Origin of the sequence: Tunturiibacter psychrotolerans, from assembly GCF_051013365.1 — a bacterium.
Taxonomy (GTDB): domain Bacteria; phylum Acidobacteriota; class Terriglobia; order Terriglobales; family Acidobacteriaceae; genus Edaphobacter; species Edaphobacter psychrotolerans_A.
The window spans coordinates 5,439,499-5,463,916 of record NZ_CP132941.1 but is presented as its reverse complement, the minus strand read 5'-3'; the positions used below and the strand labels follow the sequence as shown (position 1 = coordinate 5,463,916).

At 55.0% G+C, this 24,418-nt stretch carries 13 protein-coding genes; 3 read left to right on the top strand and 10 right to left on the bottom strand.

Annotated features, from left to right (window positions below; translation table 11 throughout):
* The first annotated feature begins 17 nt into the window (after positions 1 to 17).
* On the top strand, positions 18 to 3,287 hold the full coding sequence (locus RBB76_RS23230) for a hypothetical protein (protein WP_429630754.1): 3,270 nt from the start codon (positions 18 to 20) through the stop codon (positions 3,285 to 3,287).
* Between the two features lie 113 nt (positions 3,288 to 3,400).
* On the opposite strand, the gene RBB76_RS23225 is transcribed toward RBB76_RS23230, so the two are convergent.
* The 5 genes from RBB76_RS23225 to RBB76_RS23205 all read right to left on the bottom strand — a co-directional run bounded on the left by RBB76_RS23225 (position 3,401) and on the right by RBB76_RS23205 (position 10,630).
* Positions 3,401 to 3,793: a hypothetical protein gene (locus RBB76_RS23225; RefSeq protein WP_429630756.1), complete on the bottom strand. Its 393-nt coding sequence runs from the start codon at positions 3,791 to 3,793 to the stop codon at positions 3,401 to 3,403.
* A 578-nt stretch (positions 3,794 to 4,371) separates the two neighbouring features.
* Complete coding sequence (locus RBB76_RS23220) at positions 4,372 to 4,665, bottom strand: hypothetical protein (RefSeq protein ID WP_429630758.1); 294 nt, start codon at positions 4,663 to 4,665, stop codon at positions 4,372 to 4,374.
* A gap of 104 nt (positions 4,666 to 4,769) precedes the next feature.
* Positions 4,770 to 6,041, bottom strand: a complete 1,272-nt coding sequence (locus tag RBB76_RS23215; RefSeq protein ID WP_429630760.1) for an MFS transporter — start codon at positions 6,039 to 6,041, stop codon at positions 4,770 to 4,772.
* Positions 6,042 to 6,098: 57 nt separating this feature from the next.
* The gene (locus RBB76_RS23210) at positions 6,099 to 7,088 is read right to left on the bottom strand and encodes a 4Fe-4S dicluster domain-containing protein (RefSeq protein ID WP_429630762.1); all 990 of its coding nucleotides are present in this window, start codon (positions 7,086 to 7,088) and stop codon (positions 6,099 to 6,101) included.
* Positions 7,089 to 7,312: 224 nt separating this feature from the next.
* The gene (locus tag RBB76_RS23205; protein WP_429630764.1) at positions 7,313 to 10,630 is read right to left on the bottom strand and encodes a carboxypeptidase regulatory-like domain-containing protein; all 3,318 of its coding nucleotides are present in this window, start codon (positions 10,628 to 10,630) and stop codon (positions 7,313 to 7,315) included.
* Positions 10,631 to 11,018: 388 nt separating this feature from the next.
* Here RBB76_RS23205 and RBB76_RS23200 point away from each other — a divergent pair, with 388 nt between their 5' ends.
* Together RBB76_RS23200 and RBB76_RS23195 are read left to right on the top strand one after the other, a co-directional pair.
* Positions 11,019 to 11,411 (top strand): hypothetical protein, encoded by a 393-nt coding sequence (locus RBB76_RS23200; RefSeq protein ID WP_429630766.1) that lies wholly within the window; start codon positions 11,019 to 11,021, stop codon positions 11,409 to 11,411.
* Positions 11,412 to 12,028: 617 nt separating this feature from the next.
* Complete coding sequence (locus tag RBB76_RS23195) at positions 12,029 to 13,657, top strand: rhamnogalacturonidase (protein ID WP_429630768.1); 1,629 nt, start codon at positions 12,029 to 12,031, stop codon at positions 13,655 to 13,657.
* 311 nt (positions 13,658 to 13,968) lie between these two features.
* Here RBB76_RS23195 and RBB76_RS23190 read toward each other — a convergent pair whose 3' ends face one another.
* From RBB76_RS23190 to RBB76_RS23170, 5 genes are all read right to left on the bottom strand, one after another.
* The gene (locus tag RBB76_RS23190; protein ID WP_429630770.1) at positions 13,969 to 16,212 is read right to left on the bottom strand and encodes an alpha-galactosidase; all 2,244 of its coding nucleotides are present in this window, start codon (positions 16,210 to 16,212) and stop codon (positions 13,969 to 13,971) included.
* Positions 16,213 to 16,388: 176 nt separating this feature from the next.
* Positions 16,389 to 17,594, bottom strand: coding sequence for a hypothetical protein (locus tag RBB76_RS23185; RefSeq protein ID WP_429630772.1), 1,206 nt, complete (start codon positions 17,592 to 17,594; stop codon positions 16,389 to 16,391).
* A gap of 2 nt (positions 17,595 to 17,596) precedes the next feature.
* Positions 17,597 to 18,727, bottom strand: a complete 1,131-nt coding sequence (locus RBB76_RS23180; protein ID WP_429630774.1) for a hypothetical protein — start codon at positions 18,725 to 18,727, stop codon at positions 17,597 to 17,599.
* Between the two features lie 111 nt (positions 18,728 to 18,838).
* A complete protein-coding gene (locus RBB76_RS23175) occupies positions 18,839 to 20,269 on the bottom strand; it encodes a tetratricopeptide repeat protein (RefSeq protein WP_429630776.1) in 1,431 nt (476 codons plus the stop codon).
* A 114-nt stretch (positions 20,270 to 20,383) separates the two neighbouring features.
* Positions 20,384 to 24,154, bottom strand: coding sequence for a carboxypeptidase regulatory-like domain-containing protein (locus RBB76_RS23170; RefSeq protein ID WP_429630778.1), 3,771 nt, complete (start codon positions 24,152 to 24,154; stop codon positions 20,384 to 20,386).
* Positions 24,155 to 24,418: the final 264 nt, after the last annotated feature.

Genomic DNA, 24,418 nt, shown 5'->3' with positions numbered 1-24,418 from the left:
GATATTGGGCAGGAACGTTGCAGAATCAGGTTGGCGAGGCGATTAAAGGCGCAACGATCCGCCTGGTTGGAAAAGACGGCACTCTCGTCTCAAATACAGGGGCTGATGGACATTTTCAATTTCCTAATTTAACGCCGGGCGAGTACAGACTGGAAGTAACGATCGATGGAAATGTTCGCCGGTTCACCGAGCCGCTGAAACTCAAAGCGGATTCGTTGCCTGCTGTCGTCACCATCACGTCGGAGAACGTCGTTGCTGTCGCCTTTCGTTCGGATGAGGCTGCTAAGACGGGCGGGGAGAAGCTTTCGAGCCAGACTGTGAGCGCTATTCCACTGAACAAGCGCGACTTCAGCCAGTTGCTGTTGCTCGCGGCCGGGACCATGACCGATTCGAATGGCCAGACGAATTTCACCCAGCAGTTCGCGATCAATGGGCAACGGGGCGTTGAGGCTGTCTTCGCAATGGACGGCGCGGACACGAGCGATCCTGAGATGGGAGGTGCGACGTTCAGCAATTTTAACGTCGATGCTGTTGAAGAGATCAAGTCGGTCTCTGGGTGGATGCCGGCCGAGATCGGTCGCGGCGCGGCAGGCTTTACGAATATCACTACGCGTTCCGGAAGCGGTGGATTTCACGGTTCCGTCTTTGAGTTCTTGCGGAACTCTGCGCTGGATGCGCGGAACTACTTTGATCATCCGTCGATTGCAGAACCGGGGCGGATTCCGCCATTCCGAAGGAATGAGTTTGGCTTCACCAATGGCGGACCGATCATATTGCCTCATATCTATGACGGGAGCGGAAAGACGTTTTATTTTGGGCAATATCAGGGGTTTCGCCAGGTGCTGGGGACTACGCAGGTTTTGCCGGTGCCTACCGCTGAACAGCGTCTTGGCTTCGATACGACTGCGTTTCCAGGCGACACGCTCCAGATCACACCAACGCCTGAGATCGCGAAGATCCTGGCGCGCTATCCGTTGCCGAATAATCCAACGGGCTCCTATGGCATTAATACGTATGCGGCGTCTTCCAAGGTGGTCACGAACGCGAACCAGTTTTCTGTGCGCATCGATCAGGTACTTTCTCCAAAGGCGCACCTTACTGCAAGGTTCAACTTCAACAATCTCTTCGGGCCGACTACGAATCCGGACCAGACTGCGGTCGATCCCAGTTTTGGTGTGGTGTATGTCGATCATCAGCGCAACGGAGTTCTTACCTACAACCAGACTGTCTCGCCGCGCTTCGCCTTCGAAAGTTCTGTCAGCTTCACCAGAACTACGCCGCAGTTCGCTACTTCGAATCACACGGACCCGGCTGTGAAGTTCAACGATGGACTCTTTGAGGCTTTCAATTCGGCGGCGGGATCGGTTGCCTCCGCTTACGGCAATCTCTTTCAGGTAAGGCAGAACTTCATAGTTACTGCGGGGCGCCACCTTATCAAGGCTGGCGGCGAGTTTCGCGCCAATCGCGATACGACCTACTTTGGTACGAGCCCTAATGGGGAATACGATTTCGGCGGAGGGACCTCTTACTCACCTGTAAATATCACTTCGCAAAGTGGGATGCATACTATTAATGTTGGCGATCCTCTTCCGGATACACTGAGCGCTCTGCTTACCGGTAGCGCGTTCGTCTACACCACGGCGGTTGCGGCGCCATATGTTTCGGGAGGGAATCACATTGGGCCCGCTGCCATCTCGCGGTACGGCGGAGCGATCTATGCACAAGATACCTTCAAGATCTCCGATCGCTTTGTTCTCGACTATGGGATTCGCTACGAGCTCTACACTCCTATCACAGAACGCGCGCACCGAACGTCGGGGTTCCTGACAAACGGACTTCAGCAGGAGTATCTCGATAACCCGTACCCGGGATATCGATTCGATTGGGGTGGAGTTGCTCCTCGGGTTCAGCTCGATTGGAAGGTCAAGGACACCCTTCACATTCATGCTGGAGGAGGTCTGACGACGATTCCACCCAACATCTGGCAAGACAACTTTCTTACTGGAGCTGTGCCATTTGTTATTTATCCGCACATCACTGCTGCTGTGGGCTCGCCTCTTCTTTACGGCTTTAGGATTACCTCTGCGCAGCTTCCGACTTTCTACACACCCTCTGGACAGGATGTATTTGCCAGTGGCAACCCTAAGAGTGTCCCGTCTAACACGGTTCTCGACGTGGAGCGATATCAGCGGGATCTCGCCGCGCTCTCTCCGGGCTCTCAGTTCACGCCGTTGAACCTGACGGGGATCGATCGCAACTTCGGCAATGCGTATCTCCAGACGTGGACGCTCGGGGCAGAGCGCCAGATCGGAAAGCTTACAGCAGACGCGGCCTATGTCGGTACCGCATCGGTGAAACTGCCACGTTCGACATTTACGAATGGCTACTCGGGGGCTTCGCCAGGGTTCGCGCCCTATACCCAATTCGATAGCACCGGGATCGCAATCGGAGGGTTCGGGACTGAGCAGTTGATCACCGCTACGGCACACTCGACCTATCACTCGTTGCAGACGTCGCTCACGGGCACGCTTTTTCAGGGCGGTCCGGGCGTGCAGATAAGCTATACGTGGTCGAAGGCCATCGACGACACGAGCGGGGTGGTAGCAAACGGGAATACCACCGGCGCAATCTCCAGTCCGTATCCGCAAAATCCTTTTAATACTCATGCCGAAAAGGGTCCTGCCAGTTTCGATGTCACCCATGGATTTACGATGAGTCTTGCTCAGGATCTGCAGTTGGAGAAGGTTGAATGGCTGCAGCCGGTCAATCGAAAAGTGACGGCCGGATGGGAGTTGTTGAGTATCTCAACGATCAGCAGCGGCCTTCCGTTCACGGTTTACTCCGGCGTACAACAGACTGGCGCAGGTTCCAATGGCGTGGACCGGCCGAATCAGATCGCTAAGGCGCATCTTTCGACAGCCAGAAAGGTGCGCGAAGATTACTTTGGACAAGGCGCAAACAATGCCAGCATCTTCTCAATCCCTATCAATCAAATTGGCGGCAGCGGACCGAATCAGGGGTTCTTCGGATCTCTTGGGAGAGATACCTTTCGCGGGCCCGCGTTTTATGATTTTGACTTTTCACTCATCAAAGACACGCCGGTTGGAAGTCGAGCGGGCGGCGGGGAACTGTTCGATGTGCAGTTTCGTTCGGAGTTTTTCAACTTGTTCAATATTGTGGATATGGGACTGCCAGCGAACACCATTCGAGGGTCAGGCTTTGGCGTAATAAGTAAAACCGCGGGCACCTCACGGCAGATTCAGTTTTCGCTGAAGTTGCTTTTCTGAACTGCGGTTACGTGCGCGATTCGACCATGTTGTTACGCAGGACGCCACTGTACATAATATGTGTTATCGGACTTTATAGTAGTTGGACAGGTGTTGCGTATAAATCCCTCCAACTACCACCGACCCCGGGAAGTTTTGCCTGAGGCGTCCCGGGATGTTCGCGAAGGTAGTTGAAGACGCGAAGGCTCATTGAGGATGATCACGTCTGCCGATTGCAACGAGTCCATCTGTTTGCTGAGTTCTTCGTCCGTCGGCTTCTTTGTGTCCTTTCCCGTCGCAACCTCACTATGCACTTTGGCAAGGAAGGCCTTCTTGTCGGTCATTAGGAGCTTTATATCGTCGAGTTCTAGTCCCCTCTCAATATTCCATTGCACAAGTCGCAGACTGGGACCCGTGCCATTGAGATCGGGGCGAAGAGGCTTCATGCCGCCGAAGTACGCCTCATTGTTCACAAACGGGGTCGTCAATAATGTGTTCAGTTTGGCGCCCAAAGCAGGCTCAATCACTTCTTGCTCGCTAAGAGCCAGAAGTTCCGGGTAAGTTAAGAGGCTTGGTTGCGAATTGTGTATGTACTCCGGATTTCCATTCTGTGCCGACGCCGTCGGACAAGAGACTAACGTTAGGAGCAGGAAAAGATGAGCAACGACTGCAGAAAGGAAGACATTGTCTATCGGTAGGTGAGGCGCGCTCTTCCGATACGCGTTAGGTAAATTGTCAAATTTCGCCACAGATTCCTCCGATTCAAGGCCTACTTCGGCTCTTCATCCCATTCCGTGTGACATCAAACCATCACCGATGGCTAGAACAATGGTCAGCGCAAGTCGCAGGACATAAGTTGTCAAGTGCTCTTGTCGCTGAATGTTCTGTTCAAATATGAATGCCGGGGCAAGCGTCTTTTTGTGCCAAGGTCCTTGCAAAATTTCACAGAAATATCGGAGAGATGAATTGTTGACCAAGGATTATGTACTTGAGAGCAATTTAGCCAGTCGGGACCATTGCCCTCACTGCCGTTAGGCAGCCTGGTCGAGGCTCATCTTTTAGACTTCGAAATGTGCTTTACCTGAGAAATCCGAGACCTCTCAGGTCAATTGTTGCAGACAGGAGTCATGACGCCCGGATCATGTGAGGTCTGTTCCCTGCTGCGCCGCAAAACCAGGCTGATCAACGCGGCCGCAAAGGCTACGCAGGCCAGATACACAATAAAACGAGGTTGATAGGAGCCTGCGCTATCGTACCAGCGTCCGATCGCCATGGGACCTGTTGCGCCGCCGATGGCATATGCGGTCCAAGTCAAACCGTATAGTACCGAAAAATGACGACGGCCAAAGTAGTGCGCGAGCAGATACGGCGCGACGTCGGCTTCGCTGCCCAGACCCACGCCTAAAATCGCGGCTCCTACTAGCGCGACGGCCGATGTACCCGCGTGAGCAAGGATGAGAGCTCCCGTTGCCGAAAGCAGAAGGACATCCGAGACCTCTCAGGTCAATTGTTGCAGACAGGAGTCATGACGCCCGGATCATGTGAGGTCTGTTCCCTGCTGCGCCGCAAAACCAGGCTGATCAACGCGGCCGCAAAGGCTACGCAGGCCAGATACACAATAAAACGAGGTTGATAGGAGCCTGCGCTATCGTACCAGCGTCCGATCGCCATGGGACCTGTTGCGCCGCCGATGGCATATGCGGTCCAAGTCAAACCGTATAGTACCGAAAAATGACGACGGCCAAAGTAGTGCGCGAGCAGATACGGCGCGACGTCGGCTTCGCTGCCCAGACCCACGCCTAAAATCGCGGCTCCTACTAGCGCGACGGCCGATGTACCCGCGTAAGCAAGGATGAGAGCTCCCGTTGCCGAAAGCAGAAGGACAAATGTTTGAATCCGCTGCGGCGAGAAGCGGTCGATGAGAAATCCGATACATAGGCGGCCAATGATGCCAGCGCCGCCGCGCACAGACAGTGCGAGAGCAGCGCTCTGGGCCGCGATCCTGTGGTCTGTGAGAATCGCTGCCAGATTTGTCACCAGCCCATTTTCGCTGAACGCCGAGAGCATGATGATGCAGGCCAATATCCAAAAGGGTCCAGTACGAAGTGCTGCGGCGACGGTCATGCCGTCGGCGGTTGAGTGGTCTTCATGCGCCACGCCCGTATCGGGCCGATTGCGCACCAGCAATGCAGTTAGAGGCAAGCCCAACAGAGCGATGCCGCCCAGCAGCACATAAGCGCTTCGCCAGCCATGATTCAAGATCATCCATTGGGTAAGTGGTGGGATGATGATCGAGCCAACTCCACTGCCTGTAAGAACCATCGCAAGGGCGAATCCTCTGTGCTTGTGAAACCACGAGAGCACAGTGCGCGCATACGCAAATTGCGCGGTTCCGTTTGCCACCAGTCCTAGCACAAAAAATGTGAAATAGAACTGCCTGATGTCTGGTCCGAGTCGGCTGAGCGAGGCGAGCGCCAACGCAAAGATCAGGATCGACGGCAGGATGATGCGTCGAGGTGGAAAGCGATCAAGCAGAAGTCCAATGAAGGGCGAAACTACTGCGACGGTGATCGCCGCCAGAGCGAATGTGCCACCGATGGCTTCACGCTTCCAGCCAAACGCAGCGTGGAGCGGATTCAGGAAGAGGCTGAAGGTGTACGGGACGATGGGGGCGAAGCTTACCATCACCCCTGTAAATGCGGCAACCACCACGGCCCAGCCAATATAGTTACGAGAACTCTCGTTCACTGCTCGCGGGGTGATTGTCTCATTCATCGTTTGGCCGTATCCTCCGGCTAGCTGACCTTATTTCGTCTTGCTCAGAAACGAGATTTACTGATTCAATCGGCGTGTCATCGTAGTAAGCAGCTTCGGGCGCACATCGGGCCGCGTCCATGGGCATTCCGCGATGCAGATTCCGCAGGAGGCCGCCTCCGTGAAATAGGGAATGCACTTATCGAAGTCAACATACCACCGCTCAACGCCACGTACCATTTGCTTTTGCGGTCCAATCGCGCTGGGTGGACACGCAGCTGTGCAGATCTGACACGTAGCGCAGAACTCATCCGCTCCGAAGCGATCGGGACCGGTGGCGAGGAGTGGCATGTCAGTTGTGATTCCGGCGAGACGGACACCGGATCCAAAGTTTCGATTAATCAGCGATCCGTGCTTGCCCAGTTCTCCTAGCCCCGCAGCGATTGCCGGAGGAATTAGCGCTAGAGCGTTGGCAGAGGGGCCAGGATATGGTTTGGCGTTATAACCCTGCGAGCGAATCCAGTTCACCAACGCATACGAAGAGCGCGTTCCTTTTGCGTATTGGTCGCCAACGTCGCAGACACCCACGCCATTTGTCTCGTCGGAAGGGACTTCCTTGAGCCGCTCGTAGTTGTGAGCGAGGGCGAGCACGACAACCCACGGCTCGTTGATCTCATATCCCTCGAAGACATAGAGAGGATCCATGGCGGTGATACCTACGCCATCCGCCTCGTGGGCAAGTGCAAAACTAGTCAACTCTGCAGCGAGTTGCTCAGCTGGAGCTTCGTTGCGAGTGTCGGCGACAGGAACCAACTCCGGATAGGTGTAGGCCGCCTGAAATGCCTCGGCTGAACCAGGACATTTACGGGAGTTTTCGCGCGCTACGATCTGCAATGCCCCCCAGGGGTGCTGATCCGGCGGATGCCAGAAGAACGGGGAGGGTCTGCGAGGCGTGAACTCTCCCACGCCGTTGATTGGGTTGCCCGAAGTCTTAAGCAGCGCCAGGGTCTCCGGCTTGGGTCTATAGCTGCCACGTTTTGGCCGCCTTGGATTGGCTTGATTGTTCACTCGGCTCCTCGGAGAAAGAGAGTATAAGACCGATGGGTGCTGAACGGCATCGATCAAAGGATGGAGAGGGCCCGACGTGCCGGGCAATGTCAGCAGAGATACTGTCCTAGGCGCTGGTTTCGATAAGATGGAGATCGCGGGAAGCAGGTCTCTATGCCCTTTGCGATCTGTTCCACCACGCGCTATTCCCTGCTGGCATCTCAACCTCTATTAGTTCGGCCATGCTAATACATAAACTTCAACGCAAACTGCACTTGGCGTGGAGTACCCGCCGCAAGGATATAGTTGAATGTTGGCGAACTGATGTCGCTGTCGGGCAACCGGAAGTTCGTGCGGTTCAAGATGTTAAACAGCTCCGCGCGGAACTGTATATGCGTTGATTCTGTCACCTTGAAGTTCTTAAGAGCACCGAAATCCCAATCGGCAAACGCCGGGCCGACATTCACGTTGCGACCTTCTGTGCCAAACTGCCCCGCGTTGGCTGTGAGATCGAGTCGCTGGAAAGCGTTGTGATTGAGCCATGAATTAACCGTGCGCGGCCCATTATTGGGATTTCCGACGAGATTGGGTCGCTGCGCGGAAAATCCGGTGATCTCCGGCGCGGTACCTTGCGCTGCGACGTCGTTCGAGTCGAACACAGTGAACGGCGTGCCGCTCATCAATGTTCCTATGCCATCCAACTGCCAACCGCCTAATCCCCACTGGTACCAGTTCTGCGGATGGTTCCAGAACGGAAGCGCCCATACATAGCTCCCAACGAATCGGTTGCGCGCGTCGAACAGTGAGAGCCCACGCTCTGCTGCGAGATTGAACGGATCCTGAGCGAGATCGTTTTCGCCGGCGACTGGCTTCGCCGCCGATCCAGTTATGTTGAACGACGACACATCGTCGATCGTCTTCGACCACGTGTACGACACGAGAAATGACAGCCCATGGCTGAACCGCTTGCGCATCGACGCTTGCAACGCGTTGTACGACGAATTGGCAATGCTTGTGATTTCGCCGGTGGATGAAATCTTGCAACTGCTCGGCGAATCCGCGAGTGTGCAGCCTGAATAGAGCCGCCGTTGATCAGCATTGCTGGAATTCGAGATAGGCTGGCCGTTCACGGTTCCGGGGACGAATACCGCCGGGTTCGCTTCTACAAAGCGCGGCAGGCGCGTGCCCTTTGTGCCCACATATCCAATCTCGAACAGAAAATCGGAGCCGAACGACTGCTGCAGGTTTAAGTCCCAATCCTGCGCGTAAGGGAGTGTCAACGTCGGCGATAGAGTCAGGTTCGTGAGCGGCGTAGAAAACGTTCCTACGGCAGGAGGATGGCCGTTGAACGGATCCGCGAAGTCCGGCAGGCTTACCTGTGGCGTTCCGAGGAACGGAGGCGCACTGATTGGTGCCTGCAATGGACCGCCCTGTCCGGTGTAATAAGGCTCATAGAAAATACCGTATGTCGAAGTGATCAGCGACTTGCCACTACCGTTCGGGTCCCACGCAATGCCAAGCCGCGGCGCGAATGCCTTCAGATCGGTTTGGATCAGGCCTGCGGGGACACCGGGATCGCCGGGATATAACAGTCCCAACGGCGCATTCGGCATGACCTGGGATTTCTTCCCCGGCTCAAACAACGATACTCGGTTATGAATTTCTGTATAGGGGATGGGCAACTCGTAACGCAGTCCGGCATTGATGGTTACTCGCGGCGTGACCTTATACGTATCCTGCACGTACAGGTTTGCATTGTTGCCGCGAATACCACGCGAGAAATCGCCAATGCCCTGCAGGAAGACGACCGCCTGACCGGTGAGGAAGCTGGCGAACGCGTCCGTAACTGGGAATGGCGCGAATACGAAGAAGCCGTTGGTCGCAATTCCTTGCAGCACGTTAATTTGCTGATGCTGATATCCTCCGCCGAATTTCATTGTGTGCTTGCCGCGCACCCAACTCACCGATCCGGAGTAATCAAAGACGTTTTCGTAGGTGTTGCGAGGGCCCGTGATCGGATCACCAATCGTGGAATAGCCATTCACTTGGATGAATGGAGGTCCAGTAGCGATAGCGAGACTCGGTTGGTATTGGAATCCAAAGTCTGAGGGCGGCTGATGATCTTCGTGCTCGCCGTAGAGGAACTTATTGCGGAGAAACGAGAATCGCGCGACAGCGATAAGGTTCGGCGAAAAGGTGTGCGTCTCTTGTGCGACAAAGATCTGCGCCCGCTGGTTTTCGCCTATTGGGAAGCCTGGCACGCTGGCGCCGCCCGGCGATAGCGGATCCACCTGGGAGAGCTGGTTGAACATGTAATTGAAGTTCAGCATGTCCCTTTGAGTGAGATAGTCATCAACTTTGATTCCGAACTGATCGGTATTGTTGGTTAAAACTTGGGTGGTGGAGAAGAGGTTGGTGCCGTCGTTCGGGAGCGGGAAGAACTTCAGCAGATTTTTTGAAATCGGGTCGAACTGGTCTTGCGGCACCTGGTTATTAAGGTAGGGCGCATTGGCGAAGACGTTGAAAAGCTGGTTCTCAGGGTTATTGCAGAAGCCGTGCGAGAAGCCCTCCGGGCAGAGTTCGGAGAAGTCGCCTGTACGCTGCTTCAGCGACGGCACTGGGGTAAGTCCTGTTTCCCCTTGGCGATTGCGGAAGCCTTCATAGAAGCCGAAAATGAAGGCTTTATCCTTTTTGATGGGCCCACCGATTGTCGCACCGAACTGGTTTTGCTTCAGCGGCTCCTTAGACGGCCCCGAGTAAAAGTAATTGTTGGCGTCGACTGCGTCGTTGCGCAAGAACTCCCACAACGCCCCGTGAACATGGTTTGTGCCCGACCGGGTGATGATGTTTGTCGTCGATCCTAGCGCGTTCCCGAACTCTGCGCTGGCGCTATGGGTGATTATGCGGAACTCGCTGATCGCATCCACTGGAGGCTTGAGGACGAATCCGCCGTCGACACCATTGAAGTTGTTCGCGCCGTCGATGAGAAAGTTGTTCGATTCAGGCCGTTGGCCATTGACAGCATATGCCTGTCCGTTGCGCAGCGATCCGCCAGCTTCGGCTATCCCGGGCGTCAAGGGAACGACTCCAGGCTGCAACAGGCCAAGTTGCGAAAAGTTGCGGCCATTCAGCGGTAGATCTTCCAACTCGCGCTGTTGCACTACCTTGCCCATGCTGGTGACGGTTGGTTCAATCAGGTCAGCATCGGCGCTCACCAGCACTTGTGTCCTTTCCGATCCAACCGCGAGACGTGGCGAGACTGATGCCGTCTCGTTCACGTTGAGCGTGATGCCGTCCTGCACATATTGCTGGAAACCTTTCGCTGCGACCTGCAGGCGGTAATGTCCGACCGGGAGTTCCAGAAGAACGTAATTACCGTTGCGATCGGTGGTCGTGCTGCGCGAAAGGCCCGTTTCCACCTGCCGTGCCGTAACCGGGGAGCCCTGAATGACAGCGCCGGTTGGATCTGAAACTGTTCCGCGAATGTTTCCCGTGATTTGCTGAGCAGACAAACTGAGACAAGCAAAGACCACAAATACCAGTACGTTGCAAACGATTTTCATGTTGCTTTCGAGCCTCCCAGCAGACTTGGAACTACAAACAGAGTGACGCCGGTGCTTCGCGTGAAACCCGTTACATGAATCGTCGTTACACGTGCGCCAAGAACGTACCGCATAGCTAGAAGTTCCGTAAGCCAGAGAATCCTAGCGGAAATACCAGTGTTAGGGCACCTATGTTCAAGGGAAAGAAATTACTTGGCGGATTACATGGATGAACGTACTAGTTAAGTCGTTGTACTGTCTTCCCCTACGCGATGGATATTTTTCTCAACCCTTGGGTGGACCCTTCACCGTAATCGGCCGATGCATTTGCGTAAGACCGCGCGACTTATCCTGAGCGAGAGATCAGCATTTGCCTCCGGCTCCCGATACGAGCAAGTGCCCCATCGTCGTGCAGATTCTAGTAGCCATGCTCGTCCAGATGCTGACCCATTTGCGCGTACATGCCGGCATTGCGGGGCTGCCAGCTATCAAGGCTGTCCACATAACGGTTGTACACGCAGAAGGCCGCCGCGATGAGTACCGTATCGTGAATCTCCAGGTCGGACGCGCCCTCACGCCGCGCTCGCTCTCTTTCTTCCGCAGTTACGAGCTTGTCATCGCGCTGCACTTTTTACCCGCTCCGAAGCGAAAGCGCTGCTTGCGATTCCGATCGGTGAGTTTCGAAATCGGTCTTCACGCGTTGCACCGTATCGTCTCCGGCCACATGACCGGATGGAACCGCCACGCGGCTGGGTCTGGCAAAAATAGCAGTCGTTTTACGAAGAAACGTAGGTCGGAGTGAGGCTGTTGGGCTCGTGCAGCAGGACATGCGCCAGCGCGCATGGGCTTGGCAGTCTCCGGACGAAAGGCGAACGGGCCGCTGCTATTGGGCAGATCTCAGGAAGTGCGATATGCGCCATGGTGCCACATCTTACCGCACTCCCGACACATGGCTTCATCGCGTCGCTGTATGGTTGCCAAGCCGTCCACATAACGGTGGTACATGCAGAAGCCTCCACGGTGCACCTTGCTTGCAATGAAAGCAAGCATTTCAGCTTTGCAGATATCGCAGCGGCCTGAAAATCAGCCTTGACGCGGCGCACGAGTTCCTCATCTCCATCCAGATGTGCTGCGGCAATGGCACCGTGGATCGAGTGGCAGTACATAGTCGTTCAGATAGGACACGTAGGTCGCGATCAGTAACGAATAGTTGAACAAGCTTTGAATTTCGATGATGGACTAACCCGGGCGTGCCGGGCTACTCCAAGTTGGAGTGAGGTACTGCTTCCATCTTCCGAGCGATGTTACCGGAATGGTGTCATTTCCGTTGCCTCGAAGTGCACGAAATCCTGACCATTCGATTGCGTGTTCGTGTTAAGCGAGGTGTCTCTTTAATCCGAACTTGATAAGCTTACTCGAATGAACAGCCAGCGCCGCAGCCTGCTCAAATTCGCGCCAGTTGCCCTTGCCGGTTTCACCAAGCCGGTTTTTAGCCAGAGCGACTCAACCAATCCTGTGATGACTCCTTTGTTCTTCGACGTGCGGGCTTATGGAGCGACCGGATCGGGCAGAACTTTGGATTCCCCGGGCGTTAACAAAGCGATTGACGCCGCTGCGGCTGCCGGAGGCGGGACGGTCGTTTTTCCAGCTGGGACCTATCTCTGTTTTTCCATACGCCTCCGCAGCCAGGTGCACCTATATATCTCGCAAGGGGCGACTATCCTCGCTGCCGGTTCCCCACTGCCAAGTCAGACGACCGGTGAAATGGGCGGAACGTACGATGCCGCGGAGCCGAAGACCACATACGACGCCTACCAGGACTACGGCCATAACCACTGGCATAATTCACTGATCTGGGGAGAGGATCTTCACAACGTCGGTATTAGTGGTCCTGGCCTCATCTACGGCAAAGGGCTTTCGTTCGGCGGATGGATCAAGGGTGAACGCCGCGGCGACTACCCGATCTACGAAGCAGAACAACGCGGCGTTGGCAACAAAGCCATTGCATTGAAGAACTGTCGCAACGTCATTTTTCGTGATTTCAGTATCCTTAAGGGTGGTCACTTTGGCCTGTTGCTTACTGGCGTGGACAATCTAACCATCGACAACCTTACAATCGACACCGATCGCGATGGGATCGATCTGGATTGTTGTAAGAACGTGCACGTCTCGAACTGCACAGTGAACTCGCCCTGGGATGACGGCATCTGCCCCAAGTCGAGCTATGCGCTTGGTTATGCTCGACCGACGGAAAACGTCACCATCACTGGGTGCACTGTCACCGGCTACTACCAATTAGGCAGCGTACTCGACGGAAGCTACAAGATCTTCCCGTCGGGCGAGAACATCTATAGGACCGGGCGTATCAAATGCGGGACCGAATCGAATGGCGGATTCAGAAACATCACGATCACAAACTGCGTCTTCGAGGGTTGCAATAGCCTCTCGCTTGAGAGTGAAGATGGAGCCTTGTGTGAAGACATCACCATCTCCAACATCAGCATGCGCAACCTGATCTACGGGCCTTTGTTCTTTCGCCTCGGTGCGCGCCTTCGTGGGCCGAAAGATTCAACGAGAGTGGGATCGCTACGTCGCATCCTCGTCTCTAACGTCGTGTCCTACAACTCAGACGCGAGCATCGGGAACATCCTCTCAGGAATTCCGGGCTACCCGATAGAAGACATCAAGATCGCGAACTTCTACATGCAGCACAAGGGCGGAATAGGCTCCGAGCAGGCAAAGATCGTGCCGCCTGAGGGGGTGGACAAGTATCCGGATCCGGGTGTATTCGGTCCCATGCCAGCGCATGGATTTTTCCTGCGACACCTGCGCCACCTTGAGATGAGCCATGTGGAGATCGCTCCTATGGCGATGGATGGGCGGCCCGCGTTTGTTCTCGAAGATGTGGAGCGTGCGGACTTTTTAGCAATCACCGCTCCAACTTCACCGCCTGCATTCGCATTACGTCACGCTGGAGATATACGCGTCAATCTGAGCCGTGCCGCCAAAGACACGGTTCTGGGCACGGCAGTCAATCAAACGCTCTAGGTGCGACAGATCTGTTACCCGCTCGTAAGTTGTTCTGCTTCCGCCCACATCTGAATGGGCGCCTGAAAACATACCTGCCGGAAATCTTGCGTGGGGGCAGATTCGTCCCACAGGTTATCGCGGTAAAAACAGCGCCTCTCCTCAGTGGAAATCGCGTGTCGGCCGATATCAATGATGGGATTCGAGCCCAGAGAAGGCAGTTCGATACGGCCGCAACCACCCATAAGAGCTATCGGTATGCCGAGACACCGGACGGAGTTCAATCTCCCATAACCACGTTTCCGGGAACCGTGTCGACATTGTGGATCAAATCACGGGAGCCGCTCCAGGATTAAAGCGGTGCTGTCATAATCGCCCTCGAGCTTCAGGTTCACACCGTCGCCCATCAGCACGGAGCCCGATACGACCTCCTCCCCCGTGTACTTCTCCGGGTCCAATGGACGAAGGCGGTACATCGCGTCGGGGTCAATCCCGCGCAGGCGAACGGTGGGGTACGGGAGCCGCAGTCGCTGGCTATGCTGAAGTGCCAGCAGCACGGCCTGTGAGCCATCCTGTGCAACATATTCCATCTGCGATGGATCGCCTGTCAGCGGCGATGCAAGCCGATACAGCTTGCCTTGTTGGACCGTAGTACGAATGGTCTTGTAAAACTTTGTGAGCTTTGCCGAGAGCGCCAGGTCGGCATCGGAAAACTTCGTGAGGTTTGCGCCAATACCGAGCGCGCCCTGCATGGCCACAACAAAGCGATACTGAAGCGGAACCATGCGGTGATCCATGCTTGGCACGTCCGTCACCCACGCCACCATGGTCTGTGGCGTGTACGCCTGCGTGTAGCCAAACTGAATGTCCTGCCGGTCGAGCGCGTCAGTATTATCACTCGGCCAAACCTCATCCGTGCGCTCAAGAATACCGAGGTCCACGCGTCCGCCACCGCTTGAGCAGGACTCGATCTCGAGCTTCGGATGCTTCGCGCGAAGTTGGTCGATCACGTCATATAGATTACGCACAGCTTCCAGATAAATTGCCTTTTCCGCATCCGGATTGGGGTGTTCCGGCGAGGAACCTGGCGCCATGTTCCAGCCCGGTTCCGACCAGATGCGGTTATAGTCCCACTTTAGAAAAGCAATATCGTTCTCGCTCACCAGCTTGTCGAGCCAGTTGAACATCCACTCCTTCACATCCGGTCGGGCCAAGTTCAACATCAGTTGGTGGCGCTCTTCTGAGTGTTCGCGATTGGGAAACTGCATCGCCCATTCGGGATGCTGGCGGTAGAGATCGCTGTCTGGATTTACCATCTCCGGTTCTACCCAGATGCCGAAATCCATGCCGAGCGCATGCACCCGATCGATGACCGGCCTCAACCCCTGCGGAAACTTCTTCGGCGTGACCGTCCAGTCCCCAAGTCCGGCATGGTCGTCGTCACGCTTGCCGAACCAGCCGTCATCGATCACGAACCTCTCCACACCTACCTTCGCGGCGCGTTCGGCGAGCGCGATCTGCGTGTCGCCCGTGAAGTTCATCTCGGTCGCCTCCCAGGAGTTGTAGATGATCGGACGCGGCTTGGGCTCACGCGCTTCACCCCGTTTGGGCAGAATCTCCTGCAATTGAAGTTGGCTCAGGATGCGCGACGCCTCGCCATCGCCGCCATCCGTATAACCCGCATAGAACTTCGGGGTCTCAAGTGATGTGCCGGGTGCAAGCGTCCAATGAAAGTCGAACGGGTTGTAGCCGCCGGTCACCCGCGGTTGACGCAGCGAAGTATATTCGGTGACGATCTGCCAGTTGCCGCTCCAGCCAAGCTCGCCGAACCAGACCGGACCGGCCTCTTCGGTTGTCTGCTCCTCCTTGCCGATCGAAAACCACGGGTTCGCCTCGTGCGAGGTGTGTCCAGTACGGCTCTCTTGCACGCTCTTTCCGGTCTTCAGCGGTTCCTCGTTCAACTGGAATTCACCGCCCCACATTCCCGTCAGCCAGCGGTGCGTATAACCCGTGCCGGCAGGCAGGTTCCATGTAGCCGACGCGGCATTCTCAATGCCGAAGCTTCCTTTGCCTGTGTTTTCGATACGCGACCAGCGCGCCAGTACCCCCTCGGGAAAGGTCTGGTAGTACAGGTGTACGCGCAGAGGCTCATTCGTATCCTTCAGGACGATCTCGAGTTGCGAGCCAGTTACCTTTGCCGACTCGTATTTGAGGATCAGCGTCCGATCCCCGTTCGGCGAATTGACCTTAAGCGCTGTCTCCGGGAATATCCCTGCGCCGTATGCCGGATACTCCTGTGGCGTGGTGGCTGCCGGGGCATACTGGGAAGCGCGTTCAGGTAGGCTCTTCGCCACCGGCACGACACCGCGGTCGCTCAGCTTCGGTCCCCAGTACAGCGATTGCAGGATGCCCTGTTCATTGACGCCGACCACATAGGTCATCTTGCCGGCATTGAGATACCACTGCTGACGGTCCGGTTGGGACCGCACCGCCGTCTGGGCCGAGACAGGGCTGGGCACTAACAGACCCAACGACACGAAACTACAGCAGGCAACAGCAGCAAGCGCTTTCAGCACAAAGTCCTCCAGGCATGGAATCGTACGAGCAATCTACAACTAGAAACAACGATAATTAACTTACGTGCCTGAACCAGGAAGGGACAGGTAGCAACTGCTCCCCGTGTCGGGTTTCCGGAAGCTTTAGGCTGTAAGGTCGAAAAGGAAGAGCCATGCTTCGCCACTTAATCGTGTGGCTATCCGGTAGCCAATGAAAGCAACTGTCCAAGATCGAGGGGTGAGCTTGACTCTGTTCCTCGAGGCAAGGACGGAGAGATTGCGAGAGCATGCTTATGGCCCTCAAACCACACCAGAAATGAAGACTGTTCAGAATGCGGGAGCCGCTGCTGGTTGATCCACTGATAGTAGGCGGCCATGTCCGCGTCGATTAGGGAGCCAACAGGATCGAGTTCAAGGTTGGTTCCGCTTCCGGACAACAGCTCGTTCATCGGTCTCTGTCGTTGACGAGGAGCAAAGCGCGCGAACAAGCTAACCGGCTGAGCCCGTCGTAAGACTTCGCGCGTGGTCCATTGCACGAAGGTAGTACTGAATATCTGGGTCCCGGAGCCCTCTGTAAGCAACTTCACCTGGAAACGTTCGAGCACGTCGTCTCCTGTTTTGTCGATTCCAAGGTCTACGGAGGAGAGACGCGCCATATGCGAGCGCAGCTCCTCAGGGCCCATCCCCGGCTTTGCAGTCTCAGTCTGAATATCTTTCAGTAGCGCAGCACGTAAGGGTTCCATCTTCTGAAAGGAGACGCAGCTAAGCAACGAACTGTGATCCCCCGCGTGGCCTCCATCGATATACCAATGCCCATAGGGAACGGGATGTGCTTTTGCCCTGGCTTCGACTGCCGCGAGGAGGAGATCCACTCCATTTTCGGGCTTGATTTGATTGAAGTAGGTCCCGTGCTTTCGAAGATTGAGAAAGAGTGGCTCGTTCCATGAGGCAACACCCTGTCCGATGATCGCAATACCCAACCTGCGTACGGCTATTTGTTCGGGCGCTCCCTTTTGAAGGCGATTCCCGTAGGTTACTGCTGCCTCACGGAACGCGTCCAGTTGGTGGGTCGTCCACAGGTAGGCCGACAGCTGTTCGACAAACTGGGCTGGCTGGTTGATCCAATCAAATGTTTCAAGTTTTGGCGATAGTGACAGTTGCAAGAATGCTTGAAACCAATCTTTGAGCTGTGCGGGTGTGAGAGAGCTGAGCGTGAAAAGCTCATGATCGATTGCAGTGCGCTCTGCGGGAAACCTGAAGTCATAATCGATGACCTCCCGCAGAAAAACCGGCAAAAAGCTGAGGGGCAACTGTTGCAGCGTCCTCAGGTGAGTAACGGCGAGCTTCCGCGCCTGGGACGGATACCCAGCAAACTGTTCGGGTTTGAGATCGCTTGGCAACATACCTACAACAACTCGTGGATCGGGGTACCTTGTGAAAGCTTCGGCGAGAAGCCCATCAGAGCGCCAAGAGTGGGTACGAGATCAATCGATTGCAGTGGGCGATCATACACCATTCCCGGTCGAACACCTGCGCCAAGGCTCATCATCCAAGTTGTTCGCGAGGCTGGATCGCCCGTGCGATGGTGTTGAAATCCGTTGCCGCCGGCGTCCTCGTCAGCGTCTCGTCCAAAGTCCGGGAGGATAAACATGGTCGTATTACCGGCATATTCAGGTTCGGCCTGGACTACCTTCCAGAGCTCCGCACAGAGACGGTCCGTGCGTCGAATTGCCTCCACGTAAAGCGAGTAGGCGCCGGAGTGAGCGATGTCGATATCGTGCATCGTGATCCATAGCAGATTGGGCGACTCCTGCTGCATCAGCCGCTTCGCAACGTATACAGACAGCTCGTCCGGGCTCGAGACGGTTCGTGCATGCGCCATGAAATCGTCGACCGAGAGCTTCAGTATATTTTCCATCTGCTGGAGTTCGACTTCGCCCCCTTCAATTTGCGGGGCGTAGAGCGGGGTCTCATAGTTGTCGTGCAGCAAATGGTTATAGTCGGCTGTCGCTCCCGATGTTGCAGCGCTGAGTAGATGTTTTGGCAAAATAACTTTGGCCCCGAGGCCGGGTCCATAGGATCGATAGTCGCTCTCGCCGATTCGGTTAAAGCCATTGCTGGGGGCAATCACCCAGGTGCTTGACGCCGGACGATTGAGGTCTTTGCGAAAATACTCGAACACGGTTGGATGTTCGGGTGGAGCTGCCGAAAAGTTATTGAGTGTTTCATAGACACCAGTCGCCAGACTCGCAGTCGCCACGTAGTGGCCCAGTATTCCCTGGTTCATTACTTGTGTGAAGAAACTGGACTGCGGGGCCAGCTCCTGGAGCATGTGCGGAATGTTCTGCTGTCCATCTGGTGCGAACGTCTCCTGATCGCGAGCGCCTCCGCCAAATGTGATGACTATAATTTTTCGTTTTTTTGCCGCAGCCTCTCCATACACAAATGGGCTGGCGCTCGTGAGGGCGCTTCCAAGTGCGAGCCCGGCTGTCGTACGCAGAAATTCGCGTCTCGTGAGACCCAGATACCGGGCCACTTCGTGTCGTGCTGGAGACGCCTTGCTGAATGATGAAGCCTTCAACTGAGATCCACCTTATGACCTTTCGGTCTCTACTGTTCCCTACTTTTTCCCCGCAGAGGTACACCACTAAGGCTTATTGACAGATGCGGGCTTTGCCGAATACACAAACTGTTGCACCTCGGCCCTTTCCTTGTCGACTGCGGCCATATGTTGCGCCTGGAGTTGCTGATAGGAGGTAAATTCCTTTTGTGCCTGATCCTTCTGTCCGGCTCGGGCATAATATTGGCCGAGACGATAGTGAGCATCGGGAAGATTGGGATTGAGCTCCAGAGCTCGCTGATATTCCGGCAACGATTTGGCTGACTCGTGCTGGTCTGCGTAGAGGATACCTAACTGCAAGTGCGCGTCCGCAAGTGTTCCATCTAACGCAATGGACTTTTGCAGCAGGGACTCCACCGTGCGGTAGTCTACGCTCGTGTCTTCGAGACGTCTTCCCTTCCATAGGCTCACGGCGTAATAATACTGTGCCAACGCGTTGTTTGGCTGTAACTCCGAGTAGCGTCGGAACTTTTGGATTACATCGTCGGCATGATTTGGAGAACTAAGGTACGACTTGGAAAGAAACAGATAGCAGCGAGGATCGGTTGGATCCAGATCTGCTGCAGACAACAATGACTTGATTGACTCGTCGTACCTTCCTCGTGAGTACAGGGCCATTCCAAGCCCGATTAACAATCGCGGTGAGGTTGGGTAGCGCTTGGTTGCTTGCTGGAACACATCGATGGCTGGCTCGTATGTTCTGTGGAGAAGAAGCTCGCTTCCCCAGGTGAAAAGATTGTCTTCACTGGGATCCATCTGAGCAGCTACTTGGAACTCGTTCGCCGCCTCCAAGAATTTACCATTCTTCTCTTCGATTTGACCGAGCAGGTTATGGAGTTCGCCGGTGTTCTTCTGCTGCATTATGGTCTGAATCAGCTGCCGCGCGTCGCTGCGCCTTCCCACAAGAAAGTATGCGAGCGCGAGATCGTATCCGTTGTTATACGAGGAGGGATTGATTCGCTGAGCCTGCTCGAGAAGCGGAAGCGCCTCCGACATCCTATTTGCCTGGAGATAAAATTCGGCCAGGTTATGGTTCGCGTCGAAGTCCCGAGGCTCGAGCGCAAGGGCTTTACGAAACTGTGCCTCGGCCAATTCCAACTTCCCTGTTCCTGCAAGAGCCGTTGCCAGATTCGTTCTCGCAGCCGCTGAATCAGGTTTTAGTCGAGTGGCTATTTCAAGCTGCTCGATAGCTTTTTCGTCTTGCGATTGCGCAGCATAGGTTAAGCCCAGCAGTTCATGGACTTCAAAGCTCTTAGGTACGTGAGGTAAGAGGCTCTCTAGTTGTGTGGAGGCAGCTGCAAACTTTCCTGCACGATATTGGGCTACTGCGGACTGAAACTGTTGATCGAGTTTTTGGTCCGAATTCTCTTGGGTCCACCCGTCTTTCGCAGATAATGCTGAACAGATCAGAAGCGAGCCGCTGAGAACGACGAGTCGCAACCGGGGCCTATTGCTCACAGCTCACCTCTGTCATCGCGGCGCGAGCGACCGCCACACACGAGTAAACGTCGGGAAAAACAAATCCGGGAGGCACCTTTGCAGGCGCCTCTTCCAGATTTGTTCAACTTAGGATTAATAGTACAACTTGAGAGCAAACTGAATCTGTCGCGGATCGTATGGTGCATCGCGGGTCGATCCGATTTCACCAAAGGTGGAACTGGTGAAATTGCCTGAGTTTCCGATCGCTGTCACGCCGTTACCACCGAAGTTAGGCGAATTGAAGTTCGGATGATTCAGGATATTGAAGAACTCGGTCCGGAACTGCAGCGAGAAGCGCTCGCTGAGCTGCATGGCCTTGAATAATGAAAAGTCGAACCGATGGAATCCAGGCCCCGTGGTGGTTGACGGCCCAGCTCCCAGAATTGCACTTCCGGTTAGAGGGAAGCATCCAGCGGGTGCGACTGCTCCCAGCGGGCACGGTTGCTGGAAAGCTGCAGGATTTCCGAACCAACTGAGTTTGCCATTCGAGTCCTTGTGCAGGCCAAGCTTCTGACTCTGTCCAGGCACTTGAACATCGTTGCAATATGTTCCAGAGGTTGTGGCGGTTGGGCAAGTGAGGGTGATCGGTTGGCCGCCCTGGAGGGTTACGATCCAGTTCACGCTCCACCCACCGACAACAGCATTCCCGAGCTTGCCAGCGCCGGCCATGAACTTCTTATCTTTACCGAAGGGTAGCTGATATCCGCCGCTCAAATGGACCACATTTCGAATATCGAAGTCGGCCAACCCATAGTCGAATCTGGGGCCAAGTCCCGGAACATACGCTGCCCGGTATCCACTTGAATTACCGGTGCTGCCTCCGTTGAGGAGGTCGGCAGCATCAGATAACGTCTTCGAATAGGTATAGGTAACGAGGTAACTCAGTCCGCTTGAAAATTGTTGTTCAAGTTTGGTTTGCAGACCGCTGTAGTTGCTGAGTCCAAGAGTTTGCTGATATTGCGCATTCTGACCAAAATCTGGAAATGGAAGGAAAGGAAGCACACTGGTGTTGGCTGGTAACAACTGAGAGACATTATTATTACCGATACCAACCTGCAGGTTATTGACGTTGGTAAATACATACGCAACCTGGGCGGACATAGAGGAAGTGATCGCGTATTGGAGAGTGAAGTTAGTGCTGAGCGTAACCGGAGTGATGTATTTGAACTGAAGCCCTTGAAGACCCAAGCCTTTGGCATTCACCGCAAGAGGAGTGAAAGAGCTGCAGCTGAGACCGGCGCCAATCGGCGCGCTTCCGCCCGGACCTGCGGTCGCGCACGAGCCGTAGGGATTGGAACCACTGCTGAAGGGCGCGGAGTCAGTAGTTCCTTTGTAGTCGAAGTTGTAAACGAAGGGATAGTTCTCACCGATGTTGGGGCCGTACCCCTGATTCTCAAAGGCGTTATAAAAGAGTCCGACACCGCCACGGAAGACAAACTTCGGGGTAATTTGAAAGGCGAAACCCGCGCGCGGCGCGAAGTTGTTCTTTTGAGCCTGAGTAAGCCCCTTACCGTATCTGTTGGTTTCTCCAAGCGCAATTCCGTCTTTTGCCAACAGGTCAAGGAAGCCGTTGCCCGCGAGCAATGGATTATTTGCGGTAGAAGACAAGGACCTATCAGCCTTCCCTGACGCGGGGATTAGATATACCGGCGCTCCGTTTGGTGGACCGCTCTGAACAAAGTTAGCCTGGGCGCCATTCGATTCGGAGATGGGGCTGAAGTAGTCCCAGCGCAGGCCTAGATTGAAGGTCAGCCTTGGACTGATCTTCCAGTCATCCTGAAAGTAGAGAGCGGTGTACTTCCTGGTGTCGTAGGTTTTGCTGATATTGGAAGCATGGATCTCGTTCGCGCCTCCAACATAACCTACCCCCTGCACGTTTGGATAGTTCGAGTTTGGGTAGGTCGCTGCTGTTGGTGTCAGCAAGAACTGCGCACGGCCGGTCTGGTCGCCGGATTGGCCCGGAACACCAGCGAAATTGCCATTGAAGTCGAATTCACCTCGTGAGTAGGCGGGCTGCAGCGTGTTGAAGTGCACATTCTGGAATTCGATGCCCATCTTGAAGTTGTGCTTGCCATAGATCTTCGTGAAATCATCTGTGATCTGAAGAGTCTGACTCACCTCGTCCGAAGGTAGGAAGTCGTTGCTGCCCAACTCTTGTAGACCGCCGATGACGATCGCCGGAAGTCCACCGTTCTCGGAGTTTTGCGGAATACCCTGGATGCCGAATTTTGCAGGAATGCCCTGGGTGCTACCCTCCGGTCCGAATCGAGTGGTGTGCAGGTGGTTGAAACCAGCACGCGCCACATTGACAGTATTGGGAGTGAAGACGTGGGTCCAAGCGGCAACAGCCTGATCGGACTTCGCTGTCTGAAGGCCCTGCTGGAAGCTGCCACCGTCTGCAACACCGCCGAAAGGCCCTGGAATAAACTGCGGGTCGTCCACATAACTGAAGCGAACGAATATCTGTTCTTTTTGTGTGGGATTGTAATCACCGCGCACGTCAAAGGCGTTGCGATGCTCATACAGCCCCGGGCTTGTTACGTAGTTCGAAGTGATGCCTGAAGCGGTTGGCAGTGGATATAGATTAAGCAGACCGATTGCGTTCTGATCCAGGCGAAAGCCAGGAATCTGGTTCAGATTGCAACCCGCCAGGGTGAAGTTTTGCGTGCCTGCTCCGCACGAGCCAAACGGATCACGAACGTAGCCGGTCTGCGTAGCGACGAAACCTGAGACAGGATCGAGCACACCAGCTGTCACCGGACGCGTTGTTGCTGGGTCCATGATCGCGCCAAATGGTATTGACCGGCCTACATTGTCAATACGCGGCTGCCCCGACTGACCAGTGATGAGGTCAGAGAGATTTGTGTAGCCACTGTTCCTCTCCAAGTTGGTCGGCACAGCAAGACCGGACTGAGTATTCCCCTGGACGCGCCGGAAACCTTCATAGTCACCAAAGAAGAAGAGTTTGTTCTTGATGATTGGCCCACCAATGGTGGCTCCAAACTGATTAAACCTAAGCTCTCCTTTTTTGGTTTCGAAGTAGTCTGCCGCGTCGAGTACGTCATTGCGGAAGAACTCCCAGACCGCGCCATGGAGCCTGTTTGTGCCGGACTTGATCGTGGCGTTGAGAACGGCTCCGGCCGAACGACCGAGCTCGGCGCTAAAGTCTGCCGTCTGTACTTTGAACTCCTGGATCGCGTCCAACGGAGGGAGAATGACGAAGTTGGTTCCGTTCAGAAAGTCGACTGCGTTGGAGTTGTTGTCGATACCGTCCAACAGGTAGTTGTTCTGTGCCGGCCGCAGACCGTTTGCAGTAAAAGCTCCGGAGGCCGCGTTTCCGCGTGTGTCCGCCTGCGATGTGTTCACACCTGCACCAAGCTGGGCGAGAAACGTGAAGTTGCGTCCATTCAAAGGGAGACTATTTACGCTACGTTCGGTCATAACCTGTCCGACCGACGATTCGTCCGTCTCCAGCTGCGGTGGTGCCGTGTTTACCTCCACCGTGGTAGTCGCTTCACCGATCTTCAGTTGGACATTGACCTGCAGGTTCTGTCCGACAGCCACAGTCAGGTTTTTCTGACTGGTGGTGGAGAAACCCGGAGCCGTGACCGTCACGGTGTAGTGCCCGATCCTCACGGGAGAGAAGATATATACGCCTGTGCTGTTCGTCGTGGTCTCCAAGGTGATCCCCTGGTCCGTATTCAACAGGGTGACATGCGCATTGGCGACATTCGCATCAGCCGCATCCTGGACCGTGCCATTGATCGATCCTTCATCCACTTGGCCAAGTGAAGTTTGAGTCTGCATCAGCAAAAGACCCAAACATGTGACGGCTACGTAGCCGAGATATCTAAACCGACTCATTGTATTGCGATCAGAAGCCATCCGAATAACCTCAGTTTTTTCGTTCCATGGTCATTTGCGCGTTACCGAACTTGATTCGCTGAATGGGGGTATGGGCCGTGCGTTCTAAGGCGCGTCTCGAGGCGATGTAACCGGTTACTTCACTGCCGGGAGGAATCTAGAACAAACAAATAACTTCTGTCAATCAAAAGGTTGAAATTATCGTCGTCACGTCGATGGGCATGGTTTTGGGCTGAATCCAGCCTGGTGCTAACATTGCCGCAA

What these genes read in the sequence shown, in the direction of transcription:
- RBB76_RS23215 (WP_429630760.1), bottom strand. Translation starts at nt 6,041, where the DNA reads ATGAATGAGACAATCACCCCGCGAGCAGTGAACGAGAGTTCTCGTAAC.
- RBB76_RS23205 (WP_429630764.1), bottom strand. Translation starts at nt 10,630, where the DNA reads ATGAAAATCGTTTGCAACGTACTGGTATTTGTGGTCTTTGCTTGTCTC.
- RBB76_RS23170 (WP_429630778.1), bottom strand. Translation starts at nt 24,154, where the DNA reads ATGAGTCGGTTTAGATATCTCGGCTACGTAGCCGTCACATGTTTGGGT.
- RBB76_RS23195 (WP_429630768.1), top strand. Translation starts at nt 12,029, where the DNA reads ATGAACAGCCAGCGCCGCAGCCTGCTCAAATTCGCGCCAGTTGCCCTT.
- RBB76_RS23185 (WP_429630772.1), bottom strand. Translation starts at nt 17,594, where the DNA reads ATGTTGCCAAGCGATCTCAAACCCGAACAGTTTGCTGGGTATCCGTCC.